A 20,123-nucleotide genomic window follows, 5' to 3' on the forward strand; every position below is an offset into this window, starting at 1 on the left:
GTCAGATGAGTCAATGCACCTTGTCAGCCGGTTCCCTCTGGTCACCACCACTGTGATTGTTGGCGCGTGCACCGCAGTGCTGCTTTTCCTTGGCCAGCCAGGTGCGGCGCAGCTGCTCGCGAGTGGTTTTGCCCTGGCGATAGCGGTGTACCGTTCCGCGTCGATGGTCAAAGGACTGCTGCAGGGTCGGCTCGGCATCGACCTGTTGGCAGTCGCCGCCATCGGCGCCACGGTCGCGGTGGGCGAATATGTTGCGTCGCTGATCATCGTGCTGATGCTGACCGGGGGACAGGCCCTGGAGGACTTTGCCCAGGGCAGGGCAACGAGAGAACTGCGGGCGCTCCTTGACCGTTCGCCACGGGTCGCGCATCGCGAGCTTGAAGGCGGACCGCCCGAAGAAATCCTCGTGGAGGCTGTCCTCCCCGGGGACGTCCTGGTGGTGAAGCCCGCTGAACTGGTGCCGGTGGACGGCACCCTGCTGTCGGACGCCGGGACCTTCGATGAGGCGGCCCTCACCGGCGAGAGCCTGCCAGTGGATCGGGTGGTGGGCGAAGCGCTGCTCAGTGGGACGGTCAACGGGGCTGAGGCGGTGCGGATGGTCGCGACGGCGACCGCCGCCGAGTCTCAGTACAGCCAGATTGTGGCGCTGGTCCGGGAAGCATCGGCCAGCCGCGCGCCGATGGTGAGGATGGCCGACCGGTACGCGGTGCCTTTCACCGCCTTCGCGTTCCTGCTGGCCGGGCTGGCCTGGTTCGTCAGCCAGGACCCGGGCCGCTTCGCCCAGGTGCTGGTGGTGGCCACTCCCTGCCCCCTGCTGATCGCCGCGCCGGTCGCTTTCCTCGCCGGCACGAGCAGGGCCGCCCGCGCCGGCATCATCATCAAGAACGCGGGAACGTTGGAGCAACTGAGCAGGGTCCGGACCGCGGTCTTCGACAAAACCGGCACACTCACGTCGGGGCGTCCCACGTTGTCCCTCGTGCAGGTTGCGGGTGGGGCTTCGCCCGCAATGACCCCCGATCGGGTCCTGCAACTGGCGGCCTCTGCTGAACAGTACTCCTCGCACGTATTGGCGGGGTCGGTCATTGACGCGGCTGCGGCAGGGGGGCTGATTCTCCTGCCCGCGGCGAACGCGAGTGAACACGCCACCGAAGGCGTGAGCGCAGTGTGCAGCGCCGGCACAGTGGTTGTTGGCAAGCCCGGCTTCGTGCGTTCCCGCACCACGGGGTTCGAGCTGGCGTCCCTCCACGGCGGACAGCTTGGCATCTATGTGGGAGTCGATGGGGTGTTCGTAGGGTCACTGATCATGAGTGACCCGCTGCGGCTGAATGCCGCCGACACCCTGGCCGAATTGGTCCGGCTTGGGGTGACTGAAACGGTACTCCTGACGGGGGACACCTCGCTGACCGCTGAACATATTGCCAGGGAGGCGGCGATCACGCGGGTGGTCGCCGATTGTCTGCCGGGCGACAAGGTGCGGGTGGTTGCGTCGCTTCCGTTGCGCCCGGTGCTGATGGTGGGGGATGGCGTGAACGACGCGCCTGTCCTCGCTTCGGCCGACGTGGGCATCGCGATGGGCGCTAAGGGCGCAACCGCGGCAAGTGAATCGGCGGATGCGGTGCTCCTGGTGGATGATCTGTCCCGGGTCGCCACCGCGGTGGAGATCGGTCAGCACACCATCCGGGTTGCGCGCACCAGCATCTGGACCGGGATCATCCTCAGCGTGGGGCTGATGGTTGCGGCAATGTTCGGAACCATCCCCGCAGTGACCGGGGCGCTGCTCCAGGAATTGGTCGATCTCGCGGCGATCCTGAACGCACTGAGGGCGCTCGGAGGCGGACGATCGGCGCGGACCCCACGGATGAAAGGGTCACGGGTCAGTAGCGGTCCGGCTCCCCGCCCAATTCAAAGTGGCGACCGTGGACCGTAGTAGGGACGATCTCGACGTAGGTGTACTTTCGGGTGCCGGTCCAGGGCTTGAGAGTTAGCTGATCGACGACGTCTACCTCGGACTGGGTATCGATCACCCGTGCCACCCCCTTGACCACCACGCTCCGGGCTTCTGCCTCGTCGATTTCGTCCACCTCGAAGGCCACCCGGTTGTTCACGGTGAGTTCCGCGAGCTTGGTGCCGGGGTTGGTCCGGAAGAGGAGGCGGTTGTCGTGGGCCAGGAAGTTGATCGGATAGATGTCGGGCGCGCCGAGGACGCTCACCGCCAACCGGCCATGCTGGTTGCGTTCGAGGACCCGCCAGGAGTCTTCGGCGGAGAGGACAGTTCCGGGTCGATCGTCATTCACCACAGTGGTCTCCTTTGACAGCTATCCGGTACACCGGGTTCGCGATTAGGGCTTCCAGCGTGCGCCCGAGTGCGGGCAGACACTAGGGCCGAAGGGCACGAATCAGGGGATTCCTGCCGCAAACGATGGCTACCGCAGGGGTGGCGATCGATTCCCCAGGGGAAGTCCGCGTCAATGACCGATCCGTTCCTCGCAGGTCGCCGGAGGATTCACCCGAAGCGGCTCAACAGCGGCAGCAGCGCGGGCCCGGCCAAGGTTCCAGCCCAGCCAGTCATCGGTCGTCCCGGTGGCCGGCTGCAGCGCCACCACACACTGCGCCACCTCCCTGGGCAGCCCCCCAGTAATCGCTGGAATGGCGTCGGCGCCGAGCGTGGCGAGGTAGGCAACATCCAGTTTGCCGGTGAGCTCGTACCGCTGGATATTCTGTTCCGCCACCCACGCCTCCGGGTTGGCCAGACCAAGGGCGAGCACCAGTGCGGTACCGGTCGCCAGCGCGGCCCGGGGGAGCCAGCGTCCGGATAAGCGCACCCCGGCGATCATCACCAGCACCACGAGGACACCAAGCCACACCTCGAACGCGTCCACGAGCACCCGCAGCACCGTGAAGCCGTAGGCCTCCTGGTAAACGGACATGCGGTAGAGAGCCGACGCCACGACCACCAGGGTGAGAACCGACAACGTGCCCAGCATGACGCGCAGCAGGAGCCGGTCCCGGACGGTGGTCTGGGGGGCTTTGCGGACGGCGAGCGCAATGGTGGCCAGGGTCAGCGCCGTGGCGATCGTCAGCTGGGCGAAACCCTGGTGGACGTAATCCGCATAGCTCACACCGGTGGTGCTCCGCACAAACGCGTGGCCTCCCCACATCACCGAGGCCTGCGCGACGACGAACGTCAGGAACACGGCGACGACCACACCGACCGGAACCAGCCATTCCCACGGCCGGGTGACCGCTTGCCCGGGTCCCAGGGCGGACTTCTCCACCAGGGGCGGGTTGAGGGCCAGGTAGCAGGCGGCGAGGACCACTCCGCCGACGACGAACCAGACGAAAGCGCGCAGCACGAGGGTATCCGCAACCTGCACGTCGGGGAGAAGTGTCTGCACCCAGGAGCCGAAGACCGCGTCTCCGGAGGCGAATAGGCCACCAAAGACGACCAGCGCGACCAGCGAGATCGCAGCGGTCCGCAGCATCGGCCAGAGCGCGCGGCGGCTGGTGGTGGCCGCCATGGTGCGGCCCAGCAGTGGAAGGCCCCGAATCCCGCTCAGCACCCAGGCGGCGCCGCTGGCGCACATGGGCAGGAAGCGTCTCGCATCAGTCACGCTGGTGGTGACGAGGATCCCCGCCGCCAGGACGGCCAGCACCGCCAGCCATTCGGCGTCGCGCAGCACAACAAGTGACGCCAGTCCCAGGCAGAGCACCGCTGCCAGTCCCGTCCATGAGCGGCGGCGGTGGATCGACAGGGCCAGCACCAGCCCGCCAGAAACCAGCAGAACCAGCAGGGTGCCGAGGCCCAGGTGGCGGTTGGGCAAAACGACGGCGGCCAGCGCGCCGATCGCAAGCGATGCGTAGACCGGCAGCGGTGCGGTCAGCAACCCGCGCTCCGGCCAGAACCGGTCCACCACCGTCTCCGGGGGGACGGATGCGGGTGGGTCCGCCGTCGCCGTAGCTGGCGACCCCGCCGGTGGGATGGGGTGTGGGTGGCCAACAGGGTTCACGGCAGTCTCCTCGGGGGTGGTCGCAGTGGTGTGCGCTGCAGCGGCGCTGGGGGTCGGCGGCGTTGACGCGGAGGTGACCGAGCCCTGCTCCTCGGGGCGAGGGCTGGGGGTGCGGGGGAACTGGGCCACCACCCGGGCCCCCGCTGCTCCGGGTGCGGCGGGGAGAGCAGCGATAGACCCGCCATGCAGTTGGGCGATCCAGCTGGCGATGGCGAGGCCCAGGCCGGTGCCGCCGCTGCTGTCGTCACCGACGCCGAAGCGGGTGAAGACCCGCTGCGCCTGCTCCACCGGTATCCCCGGTCCCTCGTCGGTGACCGCCAGGGACCAGGAGTCATCCTCCTCAAGGGCAGCGCGGAGGGTGACCGTTCCGTTGGTGGGGCTGTGCCGTACAGCGTTGTCAAGGAGGTTGGACACGACCTGTGCCAGGCGCGCGGCGTCGGCGGTCACCACCAGGCCGGCCGGTTCAACCTCGGTCGTCAACCGGACTGCTCTCCCACCCACCGTTGCCTCGCTGACCGCCTGGTCAAGGAGGTCAGTCACCCGGACGGGCGCCAGGTCAAGTGAGGTCGCGCCGCCGTCGACCCGGCTGACATCGAGGAGGTCGGTGACCAGCCTGCTGAGCCGCTCGGATTGGGCGAGCGCCGATTGCAGGACGGCGTCGTCGGGTTTGACCACCCCATCGACCAGATTCTCGAGGAGGGCCCGCTGCGCCGCGAGGGGTGTGCGGAGTTCGTGGGACACCGTGGCGATCAGTTGCCGGCGCTGCTGCTCATCAGTGGCGAGATCCGTCGCCATGGTATTGAACGCCCGGGCCAGGATCCCCACCTCATCGGCTGAGGTGGCGGTGACGCGGGCCGAATAGTCACCGGTGGCCATCCGGCCGGCTGCCCGTGTCATTTCCCGCAGCGGGGACGTCATCCCGCGCGCCAACCACTGGGTCATCCCGAGGGCCGCGGCAAGCGTGGCGGGCAGGGTCAGCCAGCCTGGCACGCCCGCCCGGATGCCTACCTGCAGGACCACTACCGCGGCGATGATGCTCAGCGCCACCAGAAGGCCGATCTTGACCTTGATGGACGCCACCGGGTCCAGCGGCCGGCGGGGGCGCAGGGGACTGGCCGGCATCGTCACTGCTCCAACGCGTAGCCGACGCCGTGCACGGTGCGGACCCGGGTGGCCCCCACCTTGGCGCGCAGGGATTTCACATGGCTGTCGAGGGTGCGGGTGCCGCGGGCGTCCGCCCAGCCCCAGACCTCGGTCATGAGGGCTTCCCGGGTCCGGACGGTCCCCACCTGCTCGGCGAGCATCGCGAGGAGGTCGAACTCGAGGGGGGTGAGATGGATGTCCACGGCGGCGAGCTGCACTCTCCGGGTGTCGCGGTGCAGGACCAGGTCACCGACCGTCACCTTCGGATCCCTGACGACGGCCAACTGGGCAGCCCGGTCAACCCGCCTCAGGAGGGCCCGGACCCGGGCGACCACCTCCCGCATGCGGAACGGCTTGAGCACGTAGTCGTCGGCGCCGACGCCCAGGCCGATCAACAGGTCGGTCTCCTCGACCTTCGCGGTGAGCATCAGGACGGGGATGGGCCGAAGGGCCTGGATCCGTCGGCACACCTCGAGTCCGTCGTAGCCCGGAAGCATAACGTCGAGAATGACCAGCTGCGGATCATGCTCGGTGTACGCGGTGAGGGCCCCCGGCCCGTCGAAGGCGCTGACGGTCCTGAACCCTTCGGCCGCCAGCCGGTCGGCGAGCGCCTGGTTGATGGTCGGATCATCTTCGACGATCAACACTGTGTGGGCTGGTCCGCTGCCGTTTGTCATGGTCCTGAGCCTACAAGCGCGAATCTGGACACGGTTGGGATGACATGTGGAGAACCTGTGAAGCTCTCGGACGCGGGATTGCCCGCCGGTTTCGCGACGGTCAACCAGCTGTTCTACACTGTGTAGAAGTCAGCTTTTCTACGCAGCGTAGAAACCACAATAGTGGACCTCTGTGTGGAAACCCTGGATCGGAGGGCGTCCGCCCTGAAAGGTTCAAAGGAAGTCGTATGGAAGCCCTAGAGCTTGCCCGATGGCAATTCGGTATCACCACCGTGTACCACTTTCTGATGGTGCCCCTCACCATCGGGTTGGGGTTGCTGGTGGCCATCATGCAAACCATGTGGGTCCGCACCGGCAAGGCGCAGTACCTGAGAATGACCAAGTTCTGGGGAAAGTTGTTCCTCATCAACTTCATCATGGGGGTAGCCACCGGGCTGGTGCAGGAATTCCAGTTCGGCATGGCGTGGAGCGAGTATTCGCGGTTCGTCGGTGACGTCTTCGGTGCCCCACTGGCGATGGAGGCGCTGCTCGCATTCTTCGTTGAGTCAGTCTTCCTGGGACTTTGGATCTTCGGCTGGGACCGCCTCCCCAAAAACCTGCACCTGGCCACCATCTGGGGTGCCAGCACCGCGTCGATCCTCTCGGCCTACTTCATCCTCGCCGCCAACTCCTGGATGCAGCACCCGGTAGGAGTGGAAATGGTGGACGGACGTCCGGTCCTCGTGGACATCTGGGCGGTCCTGACCAACAACACCCTGCTGGTCGCATTCCCGCACACCATCCTGGGTGCGTTTTCGGTGGCCGGCGGGTTCCTGCTCGGCATCAGCTGGTACCACCTGTGGAAGCGCCGCCGCGACGGCATCGACACCGTCGGACCCGATGGCAGGGTCACCGTGGGTAGCGTCGAGAGCACGGGCCGGGACGCCGCCGACCACCAGGTCTGGCTCCGCTCACTGCGGATCGGCGCCGTCGTCGCCGTCGTGTCGTTCGCCGGCGTCGCCGTCACCGGCGACCTGCAGGCCAAACTGATGTTCGAACAGCAGCCGATGAAGATGGCCGCGGCAGAAGCGGCCTGCCACGACGGGACCGGATTCTCCGTGCTGTCGGTCGGCAACCTCGGCTCCCAGAACTGTGATGACATCGTGGCGGTCATCGAGGTCCCCGGCATGCTCTCCTTCATGGCCAACGGGGATTTCGCCACCGAGGTCCAGGGCGTCAATTCCCTGGTGCCGCAGTACCAGGAACAGTACGGAACCCACCTCCCCGATGATCCGATGTACGGGGAACGCGCCGGCATGGAAATCGACTATGTGCCCGTCATGGAAGTGACCTACTGGGGTTTCCGGATGATGATCACCTTCGGAGCGGTGGCAGCATTCGCGGCGGCGGTTGCCCTGTTCCTGACCCGCAGGGGGACGGTCCCGGAATCCAAACGGATCATGCAGCTCGCGGTCCTGGGGATCCTTGCCCCCTTCGGCGCCAACGCCGCTGGCTGGATCTTCACCGAGATGGGCCGGCAGCCGTTTGTGGTTGCCCCTAACCCCGACCCCAGCGGCATCGACAACGTGTTCATGTTCACTGCCGCCGCCGTGTCACCCGGCGTCTCCGCCGTGGAGCTTGCCATCTCCCTCATCGCCTTCACGGTCGTGTACAGCGTCTTGCTGGTCGTCGAGGTCAAGCTGCTCGTCAAGTACGTGCGAGGGGGCGTGCCCTCGGCCATGCCCGAGCTCCTGCCGCAGCATGACGACCCCGACGACGACACTTCCGGGGGCGACCCCTCCCGGAAGAAGGGCGACGGCGACGTGCTGGCGTTCGCGTACTAGCCCGGTGTCCGCTACCGAAGTGTCCGCTGCCCCCGTGCTTCCCGCCGCGCACGCGGTGGTCCTGATCGATCGACTGGAGACCTGAGATGGAATTCCTCCCCACCCTATGGTTCGTCATCATCGCGTACCTCTGGACCGGGTACCTCCTGCTGGAGGGCTTCGATCTGGGTGTTGGCATGCTGATGAAACTCTTCGCCCGCACCGACCAGGACCGGCGGGTACTGCTCAACACCGTCGGGCCGGTCTGGGACGGCAACGAGGTCTGGCTGATCACGGCCGGTGCGGCCACCTTTGCTGCCTTCCCCCTCTGGTACGCGTCACTGTTCTCCGCCCTCTACCTGCCCCTGCTGCTCGTCCTGATGGGGTTGATCTTCCGTGCCGTGGGCTTCGAGTACCGGGGGAAAGGCAACAACGACGCGTGGCGCACCCGGTGGGACTGGGCCATCGCGCTCGGATCGCTGGTATCGGCCTTCGGCATCGGAGCGGCCCTGGCGCTGACGACGACGGGCCTGCCCATCAACGACAACGGTGACCGGGTGGGCGGGGCCTTCGCCTGGTTCAACGGCTACGCTGTCCTCGGCGGCTCTGCCGTAGTGCTGTTCAGCCTCGTCCATGCCCTGGGATTCCTGGTGCTCAAGACCGACGGCGAGATCCGTGCCCGTGCACGGCGGCAATTCCTCCGGTGGATGCCCTGGGGGCTGCTGCCGATGGCCGTCTGGGCGATAGTGGTGCACTCCTCGGGTGGCAAGGGCATCACCTGGCTGACGCTGATGCTCGCCGTCGGGGGCGCGGCCTTTGCCTGGGTCATGGCCCGCCGGCGCCGCGACGGGTGGAGCTTCATCGGAATGGCGGCGTTCCTTGCCGCGGGAACCACCACCATCTTCACCGCCGCGTTCCCCGTGGTCCTCCCCTCAACGCTCGACGCGGCGTTCGACCTGACGGTCGCCAACGCCTCCTCCTCCGGGTACACCCTGTCCGTGATGAGCGTCGTCGCGCTGGTGGGACTGCCGGGTGTGCTGGTCTATCAGGGGTGGACCTACTGGGTCTTCCGCAAACGGGTCAGCCGGAGCCACATCCCGCCCGCCCACGCCGTGACAGCCCAATGAGGCCAACGCTGCCGGTGGGTGCCGCCGGTAAACGTGCGCTCTACCTCCTCGGCCTGCTCGCCGCGCTGAAGGCGGCGGGCCTGGTCCTGATCGCCCAGGCTGTGGCAACCGGCGTCGCCTCGCTCGCTGTTTCCGGGAACACCCTGAGCGTCGATTTCCCCACCGTCCTGCTGCAGGGGGTCGCCGGAGCGGTCCTCCGCGCGTTGGCGACCTGGTGGCAGGAAACGGTGGCGCAGCGGGCCGCTGCAGGATCGAAAGAGGAGCTGCGCACCGCGATTGCCACCCGCGTGATGAACGACGGCGGCACCTCGGCCGACGCCGGGACCGGTGCCCTGAGCGTTCTGGTCACGCGGGGGCTCGACGGACTCGACAACTACTACACCAAATACCTGCCCGCAGTGGTCACCTGCGCAGTAGTCCCTCTGCTGATTGGTGCGCGTATTCTTGCCGCGGACTGGCTCAGCGCCGCCATCATCGTGGTGACCGTCCCCCTGGTGCCCATCTTCATGATCCTGATCGGGCAGCACACGGAGGATAAGGTCGGGGAGGCCTCGGCGTCGCTGAACCGGCTCTCCGACCACCTCCTCGAGCTGTCCCGCGGACTGCCCGTGCTGGTGGGGCTGGGCCGGGCGGGCAGCCAGACCAGGGCACTCCGCGAGGTCGCCGGGCAGTACCGGACCCGGACCATGGAAACGCTGAGGGTCGCGTTCCTTTCCTCCCTTGCCCTGGAACTTATTGCCACCATCTCGGTTGCGCTGGTGGCCGTGGTGATTGGCGTCCGGCTCATCGGGGGAGACCTGAGCCTCGAGATCGGACTCCTCGCGATCATTCTTGCTCCCGAGTGCTTCGCTCCGCTCCGGGACCTTGGTGCTGCCCATCATGCGAGCGAGGACGGGGTCGACGCGCTGGAACGGTCCCGCCGGGTCATCGACGCCCCGGCCATCCGCAGCCTGCTCCCCTCGACCGACCCACAGCCGCAACGCTCGACGATCACGGTCAGGGATCTCACCATCGGCTATGCGGGCCGTGCGGGAACCGTGGTGGACGGGCTGAACCTCACGCTGCCCCACGGAACCATCACCGCCCTCACCGGACCCAGTGGAACAGGGAAAACCTCGGTGCTGGAAGTGCTCGCCGGACTTCGCGGTCACGGGGCAGGTGCGCGGGTGTCCGGCACCATCACCGGGATTACCCGGTCGCAGATCGCGTGGATTCCGCAACACCCGGTCCTCGCCATGCCCACTGTTGCCGACGAAATTGGTCTCTACTCCGGGCTGGCCGGTCCGGGCGAACAGCGGAATGCAGCGGTACGCGCCCTCACCCACCTGGACGCCCTGGACCTGCTGGACGCCGGGAGCGGCGACCTGAGTCCGGGCGAGCTTCGCCGGGTGGCGGTCGCGCGGGCGCTCGCCCGGGTGGAGCACGCCGACGTCGCGTTGCTCCTGGCGGATGAGCCCACCTCCCATCTGGATGCCCGCGCCGCCCGGACCGTGGAAACCGCGCTGGCGGCACTGCGCGGGCGCACCACAGTCCTGCTGGTCGCCCACAACCCGGCGACCGTGTCGCTGGCCGACCAGGTGATCGCGGTCGCCGGCGGATCGGCAGGACAGGACGACGGCGGCCCCCCACCGGAAGCCCCGACGAACGCCGCGCTGCCGGCCAGCGCTGCTGTCCAGCGCCGTCGACCCGGCACGGAGCCGCCGGCCCGGACAGGGAAGGTTGCCCTGGCCCGCAGCGTTGCCATGGTCCAGCCGTGGCGCCCACGGTTTGTCTCCGCCCTGCTCTTCGGTACCGGCGCCACCCTGTTCGCCGTGGCGCTGACCGCCACCTCGGGGTGGATGATCGTGCGCGCGTCCGAACAGATCCCGATTCTTTTCCTCCTGACCGCCATTGTGGGAGTACGTTTCTTCGGGATTGGGCGCTCGGTGCTCCGCTACTGCGAGCGCCTCCGCCTTCATGACGCCATTTTCGAAAGCACCAACACGCTGCGGCTGCGGCTGTGGAATGGACTGCTGGAGCGTCCTGCCGCGTGGCGGAAACTCGGCCGCGGCGGCAAAGTCCTTGAACAGCTGGTCGGCGATGTCGACGAGCTGCGGGACCTGTCGCCGCGGGCGATCTTCGCCCCGCTGGTCGGCGTCCTCACCGCTCTGGCCGCAGCCATCACCACCGCCCTGCTGCTTCCCGCCGGTATGTACTGGCAGTTGGTGCTCCTCGCCCTCTGCCTGGTGGCGGCGCCTGCCCTGGTCCTAGCCGCCGACCGTTCATCGCGCCGCGCCGCAGTGGGACTCAAGGCTGAAATTCTCGACACCACCTCGCGGATGTTCGCCGCCGCACCGGACCTCAGCGCCAACGCCGCAGACGGGCTGCTGCGCGCCGACGTCGCCAGATTGGAGGCGGCAGTCTCGGCAAGGCTTGATCGCAGCGCCTGGGCGCAGGGACTGGCCAACGGGTTGACCGTGCTCGCCTGTTCTCTGGGCGCCCTGGCCATGGTGGGCTCCGCCGCGGGGGTGGACCCGGCCGTGGCCGCCGTCGTCGTGCTCATGCAGTTGGCCCTGATCGAGCCGTTCGTCGCGGTCAACACGGCTGTGCACCAGGTCGGTGCGTGGCGGGCGGTCGGTGACCGGGTGGTGCCCGATCTGGGTTCCGCCGACATTAGCGCCGAGCGGACGGCCGCGACACCGGTCGATTCCCTCGAGCTTCGCGATGCTTCCTACACCTATCCGGACCAGTCGATCCCCGCCTTCGCTGGCGTGTCGCTGGACCTGCAGCGAGGTGAATGGCTGGCGGTGACGGGACCCTCCGGCAGCGGAAAATCGACGCTGCTGGGAGTGCTCCTTGGGTTTTTGCCGCTCAGTGCCGGCAGCTACCTCATCAATGGTGAACCGACCGGCAGCGCTGAACCGACCGGCAGTGGAGAGCCGGGCGGGGCCCGTGCGCCACGGATCGCGTGGTGCCCGCAGGAGGCGCACCTGTTCCAGTCCAGCGTCCGGGCCAATCTGGCCCTGGCGCGGGATTCGACGGCGTCACCGTCCGACGCTGACCTTTATGCGGCCCTGGACCGTTCCGGATTGGGGGACTTCGTCAGGACGCTACCGGCGGGGCTGGACACGCAGGTCGGCCCGGGTGGAACCTGGCTGTCCGGTGGGCAGATGCAGCGCCTCGCCGTCGGCCGCGCCCTGCTGACCCAGGCCGACGTCGTGCTGCTCGACGAACCCACCGCGCACCTGGACCCGGCGGCCGCCCGCGAACTGCTGACCGATCTGCGCCGGGGTCTGGCGGACAAATTCGTGGTGATGGTGACCCACAGCCGGGACGAGGCATCGCGGTGTGAGACGGAGCTTGAGCTGACGAGTCAGGGAACGCTCGCGGCGGTCGCTCGCTAAGCGCTGCGCCGGGGAACAGCAGGTCTGCCGCGAGGTGATCGGCGGACACTGAACCGCGCTGTCCGGGGGCTTTGGCTCAAATAGCCCGCCCTACCTAGCCCGCCCTGACAATGGCCAGTTCGTCCCATTCCGTGGTGTACCGGGGGGAGGAATAGCGGCGGCTCATCGTCCAGTCGGCCGGGGCGCTGATGCCGGCCCGTCCCAGTCCGATGCTGGTGGCCCCGTACCGGTCGGTTACCTGGCCCAGCAGTGCCCCGATGTTGCGTCGCTCGTGCACCGACACGAACGTATCGAACTGCGGTTGATAGCCGGCGGGGGAGAGATCGGTGAGCATCACGCCCGCCCGCGCATAGGGCGCGCCCTCGACCAACTGCCCGTCAAGGGCACCGACGGCGGCGCGGGTCAGTAGCACCGGATCTGCTGTCGGAGCGGCCAGCCGGAGCGCGACCGAGGGAAAGGAGGAGGCGGTGTGGTGGAACGGCGACGTCCCCGCGAAGACCGTCATGCTCTTGGCCAGCTGGTTCGCCCGGGACAGGCGGATGGCGGCTGACTGGGCATAGAGGCTCATCACCTGCTGCATGCCCTCGAGCGTGGTGACCGGCGTCGAGAAAGACCGCGAGAAGATCATCTGCCGTTTGTCCGCGCGCTCCGTTTCCAGCTCGATGCAGGGGATCCCGCGCAACTCCAGAATGGTCCGCTGCATCAGCACCGAAAACTTGCGCCGCATCAGCACCGGATCCGCGGCGCGCAGGTCGGCGATCGTGAAGACCCCGATCGCGTTGAGCCGCTTCCCGAGCCTCCCCGCGATCCCCCAGATGCCGGTCACCGGCACCCGGGACATGATGTGATCGATATGGGCGTCGGGCATGAGGTCCAGGCTGCACACCCCACCCATTGCGGCGTTCTGTTTCGCCACCCGGTTGGCGAACTTGGCGAGCGTCTTGGTGGGGGCAATCCCGACGCACACCGGAAGGCCCGTATGCAGGGCCATCGCCGTCCGGATGGCTGTCCCCTGCTCCTGCAACGCCCGCGGCGACCCCGCCAGTCCCAGGAACGACTCATCGATCGAATACACCTCCTGCCACGCGGCAAAACGTCCCATCAGCTCCATCGCCCGGGCGCTCAGGTCGCCGTACAGCTCGTAGTTGCTGGACCGCTGGATCATCCCCCACCCGGGTGCCTGCGCCGCGATCTTGAACCAGGGCTCACCGAGGGGGATGCCCAGCGCCTTCGCCTCGTTGGAGCGTGCCACCACGCAGCCGTCGTTGTTGGACAGGACGACGACGGGAACGCCCGCCAGCCGGGGATCGAAGACCCGCTCGCAGCTGACGTAAAAGCTATTGACATCCACCAGCGCTATCCGGGATGTCCCGGTCCATCCCGCCGCCGCGGCCGAGGGGTGGTGGCCCGGGGTGGCACGCGTGGGACGTTCACCCATGGTGGTGCCTAAACGTAGTGGAGGCAGCGGGTCACGACACCCCACACCGTGAGGTCGGAGAGTTCAGCCACCGTGATGTCGGGGTAGTCCCGGTTGTCGGCTTTGAGAATGACGCCGGCGGTACCGAGGTGCAACCGCTTGATCGTCAGTTCGCCGTCGAGGATCGCCACCACCACCGAGCCGTGGAGGGGAGTGAGGGAGCGGTCAACGATCAGTTCGTCCCCGTCGTTGATGCCAGCACCGGACATGCTGTCCCCGGAGACCCGCACGATGAATGTGCACGTGGTGTCCTTGATGAGGTGCTTGTTGAGGTCGATCCCGCCGTCGTAATAGTCCTGGGCGGGCGACGGGAAACCGGCCGGAACGGAGACCGGGCTGACCTCGGTGAGCTGCCCGGGCGGGGTTCCCTGCAAAGGGGCGATCTGGGCTACAACTGTCACGACATCCCTTTAACTAGAACATATCTTCGAACGTAATCAGCGTAGCACTTGCCGGTCCCGCTGGTGCTAGATTTCACGGGGACGCGGCAACGCTACGGGGGCGACTGGCCAGCCGGGTTGTCGCCTGTAAATGAAGTAGGAAACGAGCGATGGACTGGATCTTGATCCCCGTGCTGGCAGTAGTCGCGGCGGGCTTTGGTTTTGCCGGTGGATGGGCGGCGCTCGCGGTCGACCGCAAGCGGCGCACCCCGGCCACCGCATCCACACCCGTGGTGGAGCCCGCCGAGGCGCCGCGGGAAAGGGAAGCCGATTGGGCGGTGTACTGGCAGAAGGACAACATCTGGGTACTGACCAACACCGGTTCCGCCAAGGCCACGGGGGTGGATGTGCAGTTCGAGCAGTTCACGGTCGACTCCTCGCACCTGCGGAGCACCATGCAGACCTCGGGGGAAGCCACCTTCAGCGGGTACCTGCGGGGCAAGAAGCCGGCGGTCCTGATTTCCTGGACTACCGAGGACAACGAGCAGCGCGGGCCGTTCCGCCGTGCCATTCCCCTGCAGGGCAACCGCCGCTGGCAGGACTGGTGACGCCAGCCGCCGTCGGGCTCACCTGGGGTCGAGTACCCGGCCGACAATCCAGGCGTGTTTGCCCACCTGGCGGCGGCGGGTAAAGCCGCAGTCCTCGAACAGTTCGACGGTGGCACTGAACAGGAAGTGGCCGTGCGCGGTCCGGCCGGCAGTGACCTCGGGAATCGCTTCCACCAGGCCGCCGCGCCGCCGGGCGATCAGGTCCAGGGCACCCTCAAGTGCCGTCCTGGCAATACCTTGCCCCCGGTGCTTCTTGTCGACGTAGAAGCAGGTGATCCGCCAGTCCGGGACCGGTGGCTCGGCCTTGAGATACTCCCGCTGGTGTTTGATCCGGGTCAGCTCACGGGGACTGCCAAACTGGCACCAGCCCTGCGCGGCGCCGTCATCGTCGAAGACCAGCGCCGCGTGCGCGCGGTCCAAGAACACCCGTTCCCTTTAGCCTCGCGGTGGTCGAGGCCACGTTCGGCACCTTCCGGATGGAACCCGGCGCACCAGCAGCCGCCAAACACGCCGTTGTTGCGTTCCATCAGTTCGGCGAAGGCGTCCCAGGTCGAAGCGTCGAGCGGACGGACGGTGTGCGGCATGATCAGCTCACTTTCACTCGAAGCGGGAGGGGTCACCCATCCCGTGCCGGACCACCTCAGCGACGCCGCTGGAGTAATCAATGACGGTGGTCGGCTCGGCACCGCAGTCCCCGGAGTCGATGACGGCGTCCACCTGGTGGTCGAGCTCTTCCTTGATTTCCCAGCCCTGTGTCAGGGGCGTTTCCTGGTCGGGGAGCAGCAGGGTGCTCGACAGCAGCGGTTCGTCCAGCTCGGCGAGGAGCGCCTGCACCATCCGGTGGTCCGGAATACGGACGCCCACGGTCTTCTTCTTGGGGTGCAGCAGCCGGCGTGGCACTTCCTTGGTGGCGGGCAGGATGAACGTGTAACTCCCCGGCGTCACCGCCTTGATGCTGCGGAACACGTCATTGTCGATGTGCACAAACTGTCCCAGCTGGGAGAAATCCTTGCAGACCAGGGTGAAATGGTGCTTGCTGTCGAGCTTCCGGATGGACCTGATGCGATCCAGTGCGTCCTTGTTCCCCAGCTGTGCGCCCAGTGCGTAACAGGAGTCGGTGGGGTACGCGATCAGCCCGCCGGACCGGATGACGTCGACAATCTGGGCAATCGCGCGCGGCTGCGGATCCTGCGGGTGTACATCGAAAAATTTGGCCATGCGAAGAGCATACGTCGAGCAGCGGCTCTGGGGTCCTATCCCGCGGTGCGCTGGGAGAGCAAACCCGCGAGGGTTTCGTCCCCGGGCGTCGCCCGCTTCTCGTGCTCGCCGGCACGGGGCAAATGACTGTGAGATAACGCGGAAGTAACGCGGTGGGGGATACCTTGGCGGTGCCCCAGAAGATTGTGCGTCAGGTGATTGCCCGGGACCCTATCCCCATGGCTTGATCCCGAAAAGGTTATTCCCCGGAATGCTTTATCGCCCAGCACCCCAAAGGTAGAGTGCCACAATGATTGAATCTGAGTCCTCCGGCAGCCGCTCCCGCGGACAGGAGCCGGAAACCACCGGTCGTTTCATCGTCGTCTTCGCCGACGCGGAACAGGATGCACCAGGTTTCCTGAGGTCCGCAGGGATGGCCAGCATCGCCGACTCCCGCGAGTTCGGGTCCCGTGCAGCGACCCCGGACCAGACCGAGGGCGCAGCTGCCACAGTGTTCTCCCGGCTGGGCGTGGCAGTGGTGTCGGCCGATCCGCAGCAGGCACGGGCGCTGCGCTCCTTTTCCGAGGAGGGCACGATCGCTTCGGTATCGCCCGAGCTGATCCACCATGTGCTGACCGAGTCGCCCGGGGAACCTTCCACACTGTTCCAGGACTCTGGCGAACTGACCTGGGGTCTCCAGGCGGTAGCCGCCGACACCTCGCCGTGGAGTGGAGCGGGCATCCGGGTGGCGGTCCTGGACACGGGCTTCGACTCCAGCCATCCTGATTTCGCCGGACGACAAATCACCACCGAATCGTTCGTACCGGGGGAAACCTCCCAGGACGGCCACGGCCATGGGACCCACTGCATCGGCACGTCCTGTGGACCGCGGTCGCCGGAGGAGGGCCCGGCGTACGGGGTCGCATTCGAAGCGGATATTTTCGCCGGGAAGGTCCTGGGAGATTCGGGGTCGGGCAGCGACGGTGGCATCATCGCCGGCATCGACTGGGCGATGGCCAACGAGTGTGCAGTGATCTCCATGTCCCTCGGAGCCGACATCGCGCAGGTCCACCCGCCCTACACAGCGGTCGGCCGGCGGGCACTGGATCAGGGGTCACTGATCATCGCGGCGGCCGGAAACAACGCCGACCGGCGGCAGAACGACTACGGATTTGTGGGCGCTCCAGCCAACAGTCCGTTCATCCTGGCGGTCGGAGCGTTGGACCAGCAGCTTGAGATGGCGTTCTTCTCGGCCCGGACGTTACCGGTCCGCGGGGGACAGGTGGACGTGGCCGGCCCCGGATTCCAGGTGTACTCGTCCTGGCTGATGCCAGGGAGGTACCGGAGCATCAGCGGGACGTCGATGGCGACGCCGCACGCGGCCGGCGTCGCCGCGCTCTGGGCTCAGGCTACGGGCTACCGGGGGCGGGAACTGTGGTCGGCGCTGGCGCAGGAGAGCCAGCGCCTCCTGCTGCCCTCCGTCGACGTCGGTTCAGGCCTCGTGTTGGCGCCGCAGGACTAGCTACGACTGAAGGAGGACAGGTGAACTTCACTGTCACCGTGCGGGACTCGCACCGGTCCGAAATCCAGGAGGTCGCTGAACGGTTGCGGTCCTGCGGGCTGGAGATCGATCGGGTCCTGGAAACCGTCGGCATGATCACCGGTTCCGCACCGGACGACCGCCGGTCGGAGTTGGAGGCTGTCGAGGGAGTGTCCTCAGTGGACGGGGAGGTACGGTTCGTGCTGCCTCCGCCGGACAGCGACATCCAGTAGCTCCGACCTGCCCGGCAGCAAGACCAGCCAGCTGCCGCGCTAGGGACCGTTCCCGTCGGCGGTTGTCCCCGTCTTGCCGCCGACGTCGTCGAGCACCGTCTGTGCCTGCCGGTCCACCAACCCGGTGAACAGTTGCTGGGCCGCGCCGAAGGTGATGGCCCAGGCGACAATCTGGGCCGGATTGTCCAGGTCGCTGAGGCCCGGGACAAACCCGCCGCGCATCAGCTGCAGGCCCAGGACCGCGGTCAGCGCACCCGCCGGCAGCTTGAGGATGGCGAGGGCGATGGGCAGTCCGTACGGCGTGGAAGTCCCGCGCACGTGCCGGAGCGAAGCGGCACCGGAAACCGCTGCCGCAATCAGCCCGAACGCTTCAATGAAGAAGACGTCCCACGGTCGGGGGCGCTCGCCGGTGGGGCAGACAGATTCCCCGGCAGGCTCGAAGCACAACCGCAGTTCCTCGGGGCGGAACCAGCCGGCGACGGCGAGCGCCGCGGCGAGGATTGCCAGGACCAGGGCACCCATGAAGAGCACGTTGCGGAAGCTGCGGACGCGGGAAAACTCCTCCCGGGATTCCAGGCAGGACGCCCTGAACGCGGCCACTAACGTCATCCGCCCCGACTCGTCCAGAGGGGCTGCTGCTGCGGCCTTCACCACCTTTTCGACGGCGACCCGGTGCGGATCCAGCCGGGGCAGGTGCTGCCGGGCGTGGGCCTGGATGCCGGGCAGCTGCGACTGGACGTAACTCAGCGGTGCCCTGAGCAGCAGCGCCACCTGCGCGGCATCCAGCTGGCTGAGGACCCGTTCCACCACCGCCCCGTTGAAGGAGGTCTGGATGGCGGGTGACCGTTCGGATGCCACGTCTGTGGCCGCGTTCAGATGCCACAGAATTGCGCGATCGAGGGCTGTCTTCGCGCTGGCCTGGCCCGAACTCAGCCCGACGGGCGGGTCCGTCAGACTGACCCATTCGGCGAGGGTCCTCAGCTGGGCGGCGGTGGTGATCGACTGTTCCCGCCAGGTGCGGTTGGTTGGCGGTCCCAGTGGGGGTGGCATGAGTGGTTGGGAGGAGCTGGGCTCGGACATGACTCCACCTACTCAAAGGACGGGTGCAGGCTGACACGGTAGCCGGGTACCGGACCCCGCAGGGTCTGTTCCTGGCCCCCACGCTCCTGGCCCTGCAGCAACGGCCTGATCAGTTCGGTGATCCGCGCCGACGGGCATACTCCGCATTCCTGCTGCAGGGTCGCCAGGTAGGTGCGGTAGCTGCGCATCGCCGACCCGTTGTTTCCGGCCGCCAGGTGGATGCGCAGCAGAGAGCGCTGAGCGCTTTCCAGCAGCGGGTCGAGCGCCACTGCTGCGGTGGCGGCATCGAGGGCTGCCGGCAGCTGCCCGCCAGCCAAATACGTTTCGGCGAGGGTTTCCAGGGCGGCAAGGCGCTGGCGGAAGACCCTGTCCTGGTCGGGAAGCAGCCAGTCCTCGTCCCACCCTGGTAGCAGGTCGGCGGCCCGCAGCTCCGCGGTAAATTCCTGCGGCACGGTGGCGCCCGTGTCCACGAGGCTGATCGTGCCCCGCAGTTCGTCAACGTCGATGGTGATCCCGGGTGCAAGGGCCAGCGTGTCGCTGACGGGGTGGAGCAGCCCGGGAAGCTGGTGTGCAATGTTCCACAGGCAGGCACGCAGGCTGCCTGAGGCCTGGGCATCGGTCCGGTTGGGCCACAGGAGGCCTGCAATGTAGCTTCGTCGTCGACCACCGCGGAGCGCGAGGGCCGCGATCAGGCGCTGCTGCCGGAAGGCCACGGTGAGAGGCTGGTGATCCCGTTCAAGGCACCAGTACCCCAACATCTTCAAGTTCCACTGGACCGGAGTGTTCAATGACATGCCCCGTCCCCACTTCCTGCTTCATCGGGGAGAGGCGTCCCCTATCCGCTGAAACGGTTGACCGCTGTCAGTGCTAGCATCCTCAGGCTGCAGAACCTTGTCAATGCCTCGGGGAAAAGTTCACCCGTAGAGGATTACCCCCGTATCGACGGCGGATTCCGGGGCCCCGGGAGCGCAAAAAAGATCAGCGTTTGTCACGGATGATGTTGGTGATCCGGGCGGTGGACAGGCGGCGGCCGTCGTCGTCAGTCATCACCACCTCGTGGGTGGTCAGGGTGCGTCCCAGATGGACGGCTGTGGCGGTGCCGGTGACCATCCCTGACGACGCCGACCGGTGGTGCGTCGCGCTGATCTCAATGCCCATCGCCTGCCGGTCGCGGCCGGCATGGAGCCCGGCGGCGAATGAGCCCAGGGTCTCCGCGAGGACCAGGTGCGCCCCGCCGTGAAGGATCCCGGCCACCTGCTCGTTCCCCTCGACCGGCATGGTGGCCACCAGGTGTTCCGGCGTCATCTCCGTGAACACGATCCCCATCTTCGCGGCGAGACGCCCGATACCGTGGCCGCTGAGCCATTCGTGCATCTCTTCCGGCACACCGGCGGCGGCCAGCTCGGTGGCGTAGGGGTTTGCGGTCGGTTCCTGTCCGGACGGCTCCGGAGTGTAATTGTGGGTCATGG

17 protein-coding genes are annotated in these 20,123 nt (G+C 67.3%); 7 read left to right on the forward strand and 10 right to left on the reverse strand.

What is annotated here, in order from left to right; genetic code table 11:
• Positions 1-13 precede the first annotated feature (13 nt).
• Positions 14-1,927 (forward strand): heavy metal translocating P-type ATPase, encoded by a 1,914-nt coding sequence (locus IWX64_RS09205; RefSeq protein WP_196866834.1) that lies wholly within the window; start codon positions 14-16, stop codon positions 1,925-1,927.
• On the opposite strand, the gene IWX64_RS09210 is transcribed toward IWX64_RS09205, so the two are convergent.
• The 3 genes from IWX64_RS09210 to IWX64_RS09220 all read right to left on the reverse strand — a co-directional run bounded on the left by IWX64_RS09210 (position 1,875) and on the right by IWX64_RS09220 (position 5,827).
• Positions 1,875-2,294 (reverse strand): pyridoxamine 5'-phosphate oxidase family protein, encoded by a 420-nt coding sequence (locus IWX64_RS09210; protein WP_334683224.1) that lies wholly within the window; start codon positions 2,292-2,294, stop codon positions 1,875-1,877. The genes IWX64_RS09205 and IWX64_RS09210 overlap by 53 nt on opposite strands.
• A gap of 171 nt (positions 2,295-2,465) precedes the next feature.
• Entirely contained in the window at positions 2,466-5,129 is a 2,664-nt protein-coding gene (locus IWX64_RS09215) for a DUF4153 domain-containing protein (protein WP_334683225.1), read from the reverse strand.
• Positions 5,130-5,131: 2 nt separating this feature from the next.
• Positions 5,132-5,827 (reverse strand): response regulator, encoded by a 696-nt coding sequence (locus IWX64_RS09220; RefSeq protein WP_196866837.1) that lies wholly within the window; start codon positions 5,825-5,827, stop codon positions 5,132-5,134.
• Between the two features lie 227 nt (positions 5,828-6,054).
• On the opposite strand from IWX64_RS09220, the gene IWX64_RS09225 reads away from it, so the two are divergent.
• The 3 genes from IWX64_RS09225 to cydD all read left to right on the forward strand — a co-directional run bounded on the left by IWX64_RS09225 (position 6,055) and on the right by cydD (position 12,139).
• Positions 6,055-7,650 carry a cytochrome ubiquinol oxidase subunit I gene (locus tag IWX64_RS09225; protein WP_196866838.1) on the forward strand — a complete coding sequence of 532 codons (1,596 nt, stop codon included), beginning with the start codon at positions 6,055-6,057 and terminating at the stop codon, positions 7,648-7,650.
• An 86-nt stretch (positions 7,651-7,736) separates the two neighbouring features.
• Positions 7,737-8,756, forward strand: coding sequence for a cytochrome d ubiquinol oxidase subunit II (cydB, locus tag IWX64_RS09230; RefSeq protein ID WP_196866839.1), 1,020 nt, complete (start codon positions 7,737-7,739; stop codon positions 8,754-8,756).
• The gene (gene cydD, locus IWX64_RS09235; RefSeq protein ID WP_196866840.1) at positions 8,753-12,139 is read left to right on the forward strand and encodes a thiol reductant ABC exporter subunit CydD; all 3,387 of its coding nucleotides are present in this window, start codon (positions 8,753-8,755) and stop codon (positions 12,137-12,139) included. Before cydB ends, cydD begins: the two co-directional genes overlap by 4 nt.
• A gap of 94 nt (positions 12,140-12,233) precedes the next feature.
• On the opposite strand, the gene IWX64_RS09240 is transcribed toward cydD, so the two are convergent.
• Positions 12,234-13,577: a Y-family DNA polymerase gene (locus IWX64_RS09240; protein WP_196866841.1), complete on the reverse strand. Its 1,344-nt coding sequence runs from the start codon at positions 13,575-13,577 to the stop codon at positions 12,234-12,236.
• A gap of 8 nt (positions 13,578-13,585) precedes the next feature.
• Positions 13,586-14,017: a LexA family protein gene (locus IWX64_RS09245; RefSeq protein ID WP_334683226.1), complete on the reverse strand. Its 432-nt coding sequence runs from the start codon at positions 14,015-14,017 to the stop codon at positions 13,586-13,588.
• A gap of 149 nt (positions 14,018-14,166) precedes the next feature.
• On the opposite strand from IWX64_RS09245, the gene IWX64_RS09250 reads away from it, so the two are divergent.
• Positions 14,167-14,604 (forward strand): hypothetical protein, encoded by a 438-nt coding sequence (locus tag IWX64_RS09250; protein ID WP_196866842.1) that lies wholly within the window; start codon positions 14,167-14,169, stop codon positions 14,602-14,604.
• Between the two features lie 18 nt (positions 14,605-14,622).
• Here IWX64_RS09250 and IWX64_RS09255 read toward each other — a convergent pair whose 3' ends face one another.
• Both IWX64_RS09255 and IWX64_RS09260 read right to left on the reverse strand, forming a co-directional pair.
• A complete protein-coding gene (locus tag IWX64_RS09255) occupies positions 14,623-15,030 on the reverse strand; it encodes a GNAT family N-acetyltransferase (RefSeq protein ID WP_196866843.1) in 408 nt (135 codons plus the stop codon).
• 171 nt (positions 15,031-15,201) lie between these two features.
• Positions 15,202-15,822, reverse strand: coding sequence for an L-threonylcarbamoyladenylate synthase (locus tag IWX64_RS09260; RefSeq protein ID WP_196866844.1), 621 nt, complete (start codon positions 15,820-15,822; stop codon positions 15,202-15,204).
• A gap of 289 nt (positions 15,823-16,111) precedes the next feature.
• Between IWX64_RS09260 and IWX64_RS09265 the strand changes: the two genes are divergently transcribed.
• Complete coding sequence (locus IWX64_RS09265; RefSeq protein ID WP_196866845.1) at positions 16,112-17,323, forward strand: S8 family serine peptidase; 1,212 nt, start codon at positions 16,112-16,114, stop codon at positions 17,321-17,323.
• Between the two features lie 20 nt (positions 17,324-17,343).
• Positions 17,344-17,574, forward strand: a complete 231-nt coding sequence (locus IWX64_RS09270) for a hypothetical protein (RefSeq protein ID WP_196866846.1) — start codon at positions 17,344-17,346, stop codon at positions 17,572-17,574.
• Positions 17,575-17,613: 39 nt separating this feature from the next.
• Here IWX64_RS09270 and IWX64_RS09275 read toward each other — a convergent pair whose 3' ends face one another.
• From IWX64_RS09275 to IWX64_RS09285, 3 genes are all read right to left on the reverse strand, one after another.
• Complete coding sequence (locus IWX64_RS09275) at positions 17,614-18,654, reverse strand: hypothetical protein (RefSeq protein ID WP_196866847.1); 1,041 nt, start codon at positions 18,652-18,654, stop codon at positions 17,614-17,616.
• Positions 18,655-18,662: 8 nt separating this feature from the next.
• Positions 18,663-19,448 (reverse strand): AfsR/SARP family transcriptional regulator, encoded by a 786-nt coding sequence (locus tag IWX64_RS09280; RefSeq protein ID WP_196866848.1) that lies wholly within the window; start codon positions 19,446-19,448, stop codon positions 18,663-18,665.
• A gap of 184 nt (positions 19,449-19,632) precedes the next feature.
• Positions 19,633-20,121 (reverse strand): PaaI family thioesterase, encoded by a 489-nt coding sequence (locus IWX64_RS09285; protein WP_196866849.1) that lies wholly within the window; start codon positions 20,119-20,121, stop codon positions 19,633-19,635.
• Between the last annotated feature and the right edge of the window lie 2 nt (positions 20,122-20,123).

This window comes from Arthrobacter sp. CAN_A212, assembly GCF_015752345.1.
Classification (GTDB): Bacteria; Actinomycetota; Actinomycetes; order Actinomycetales; family Micrococcaceae; genus Arthrobacter_D.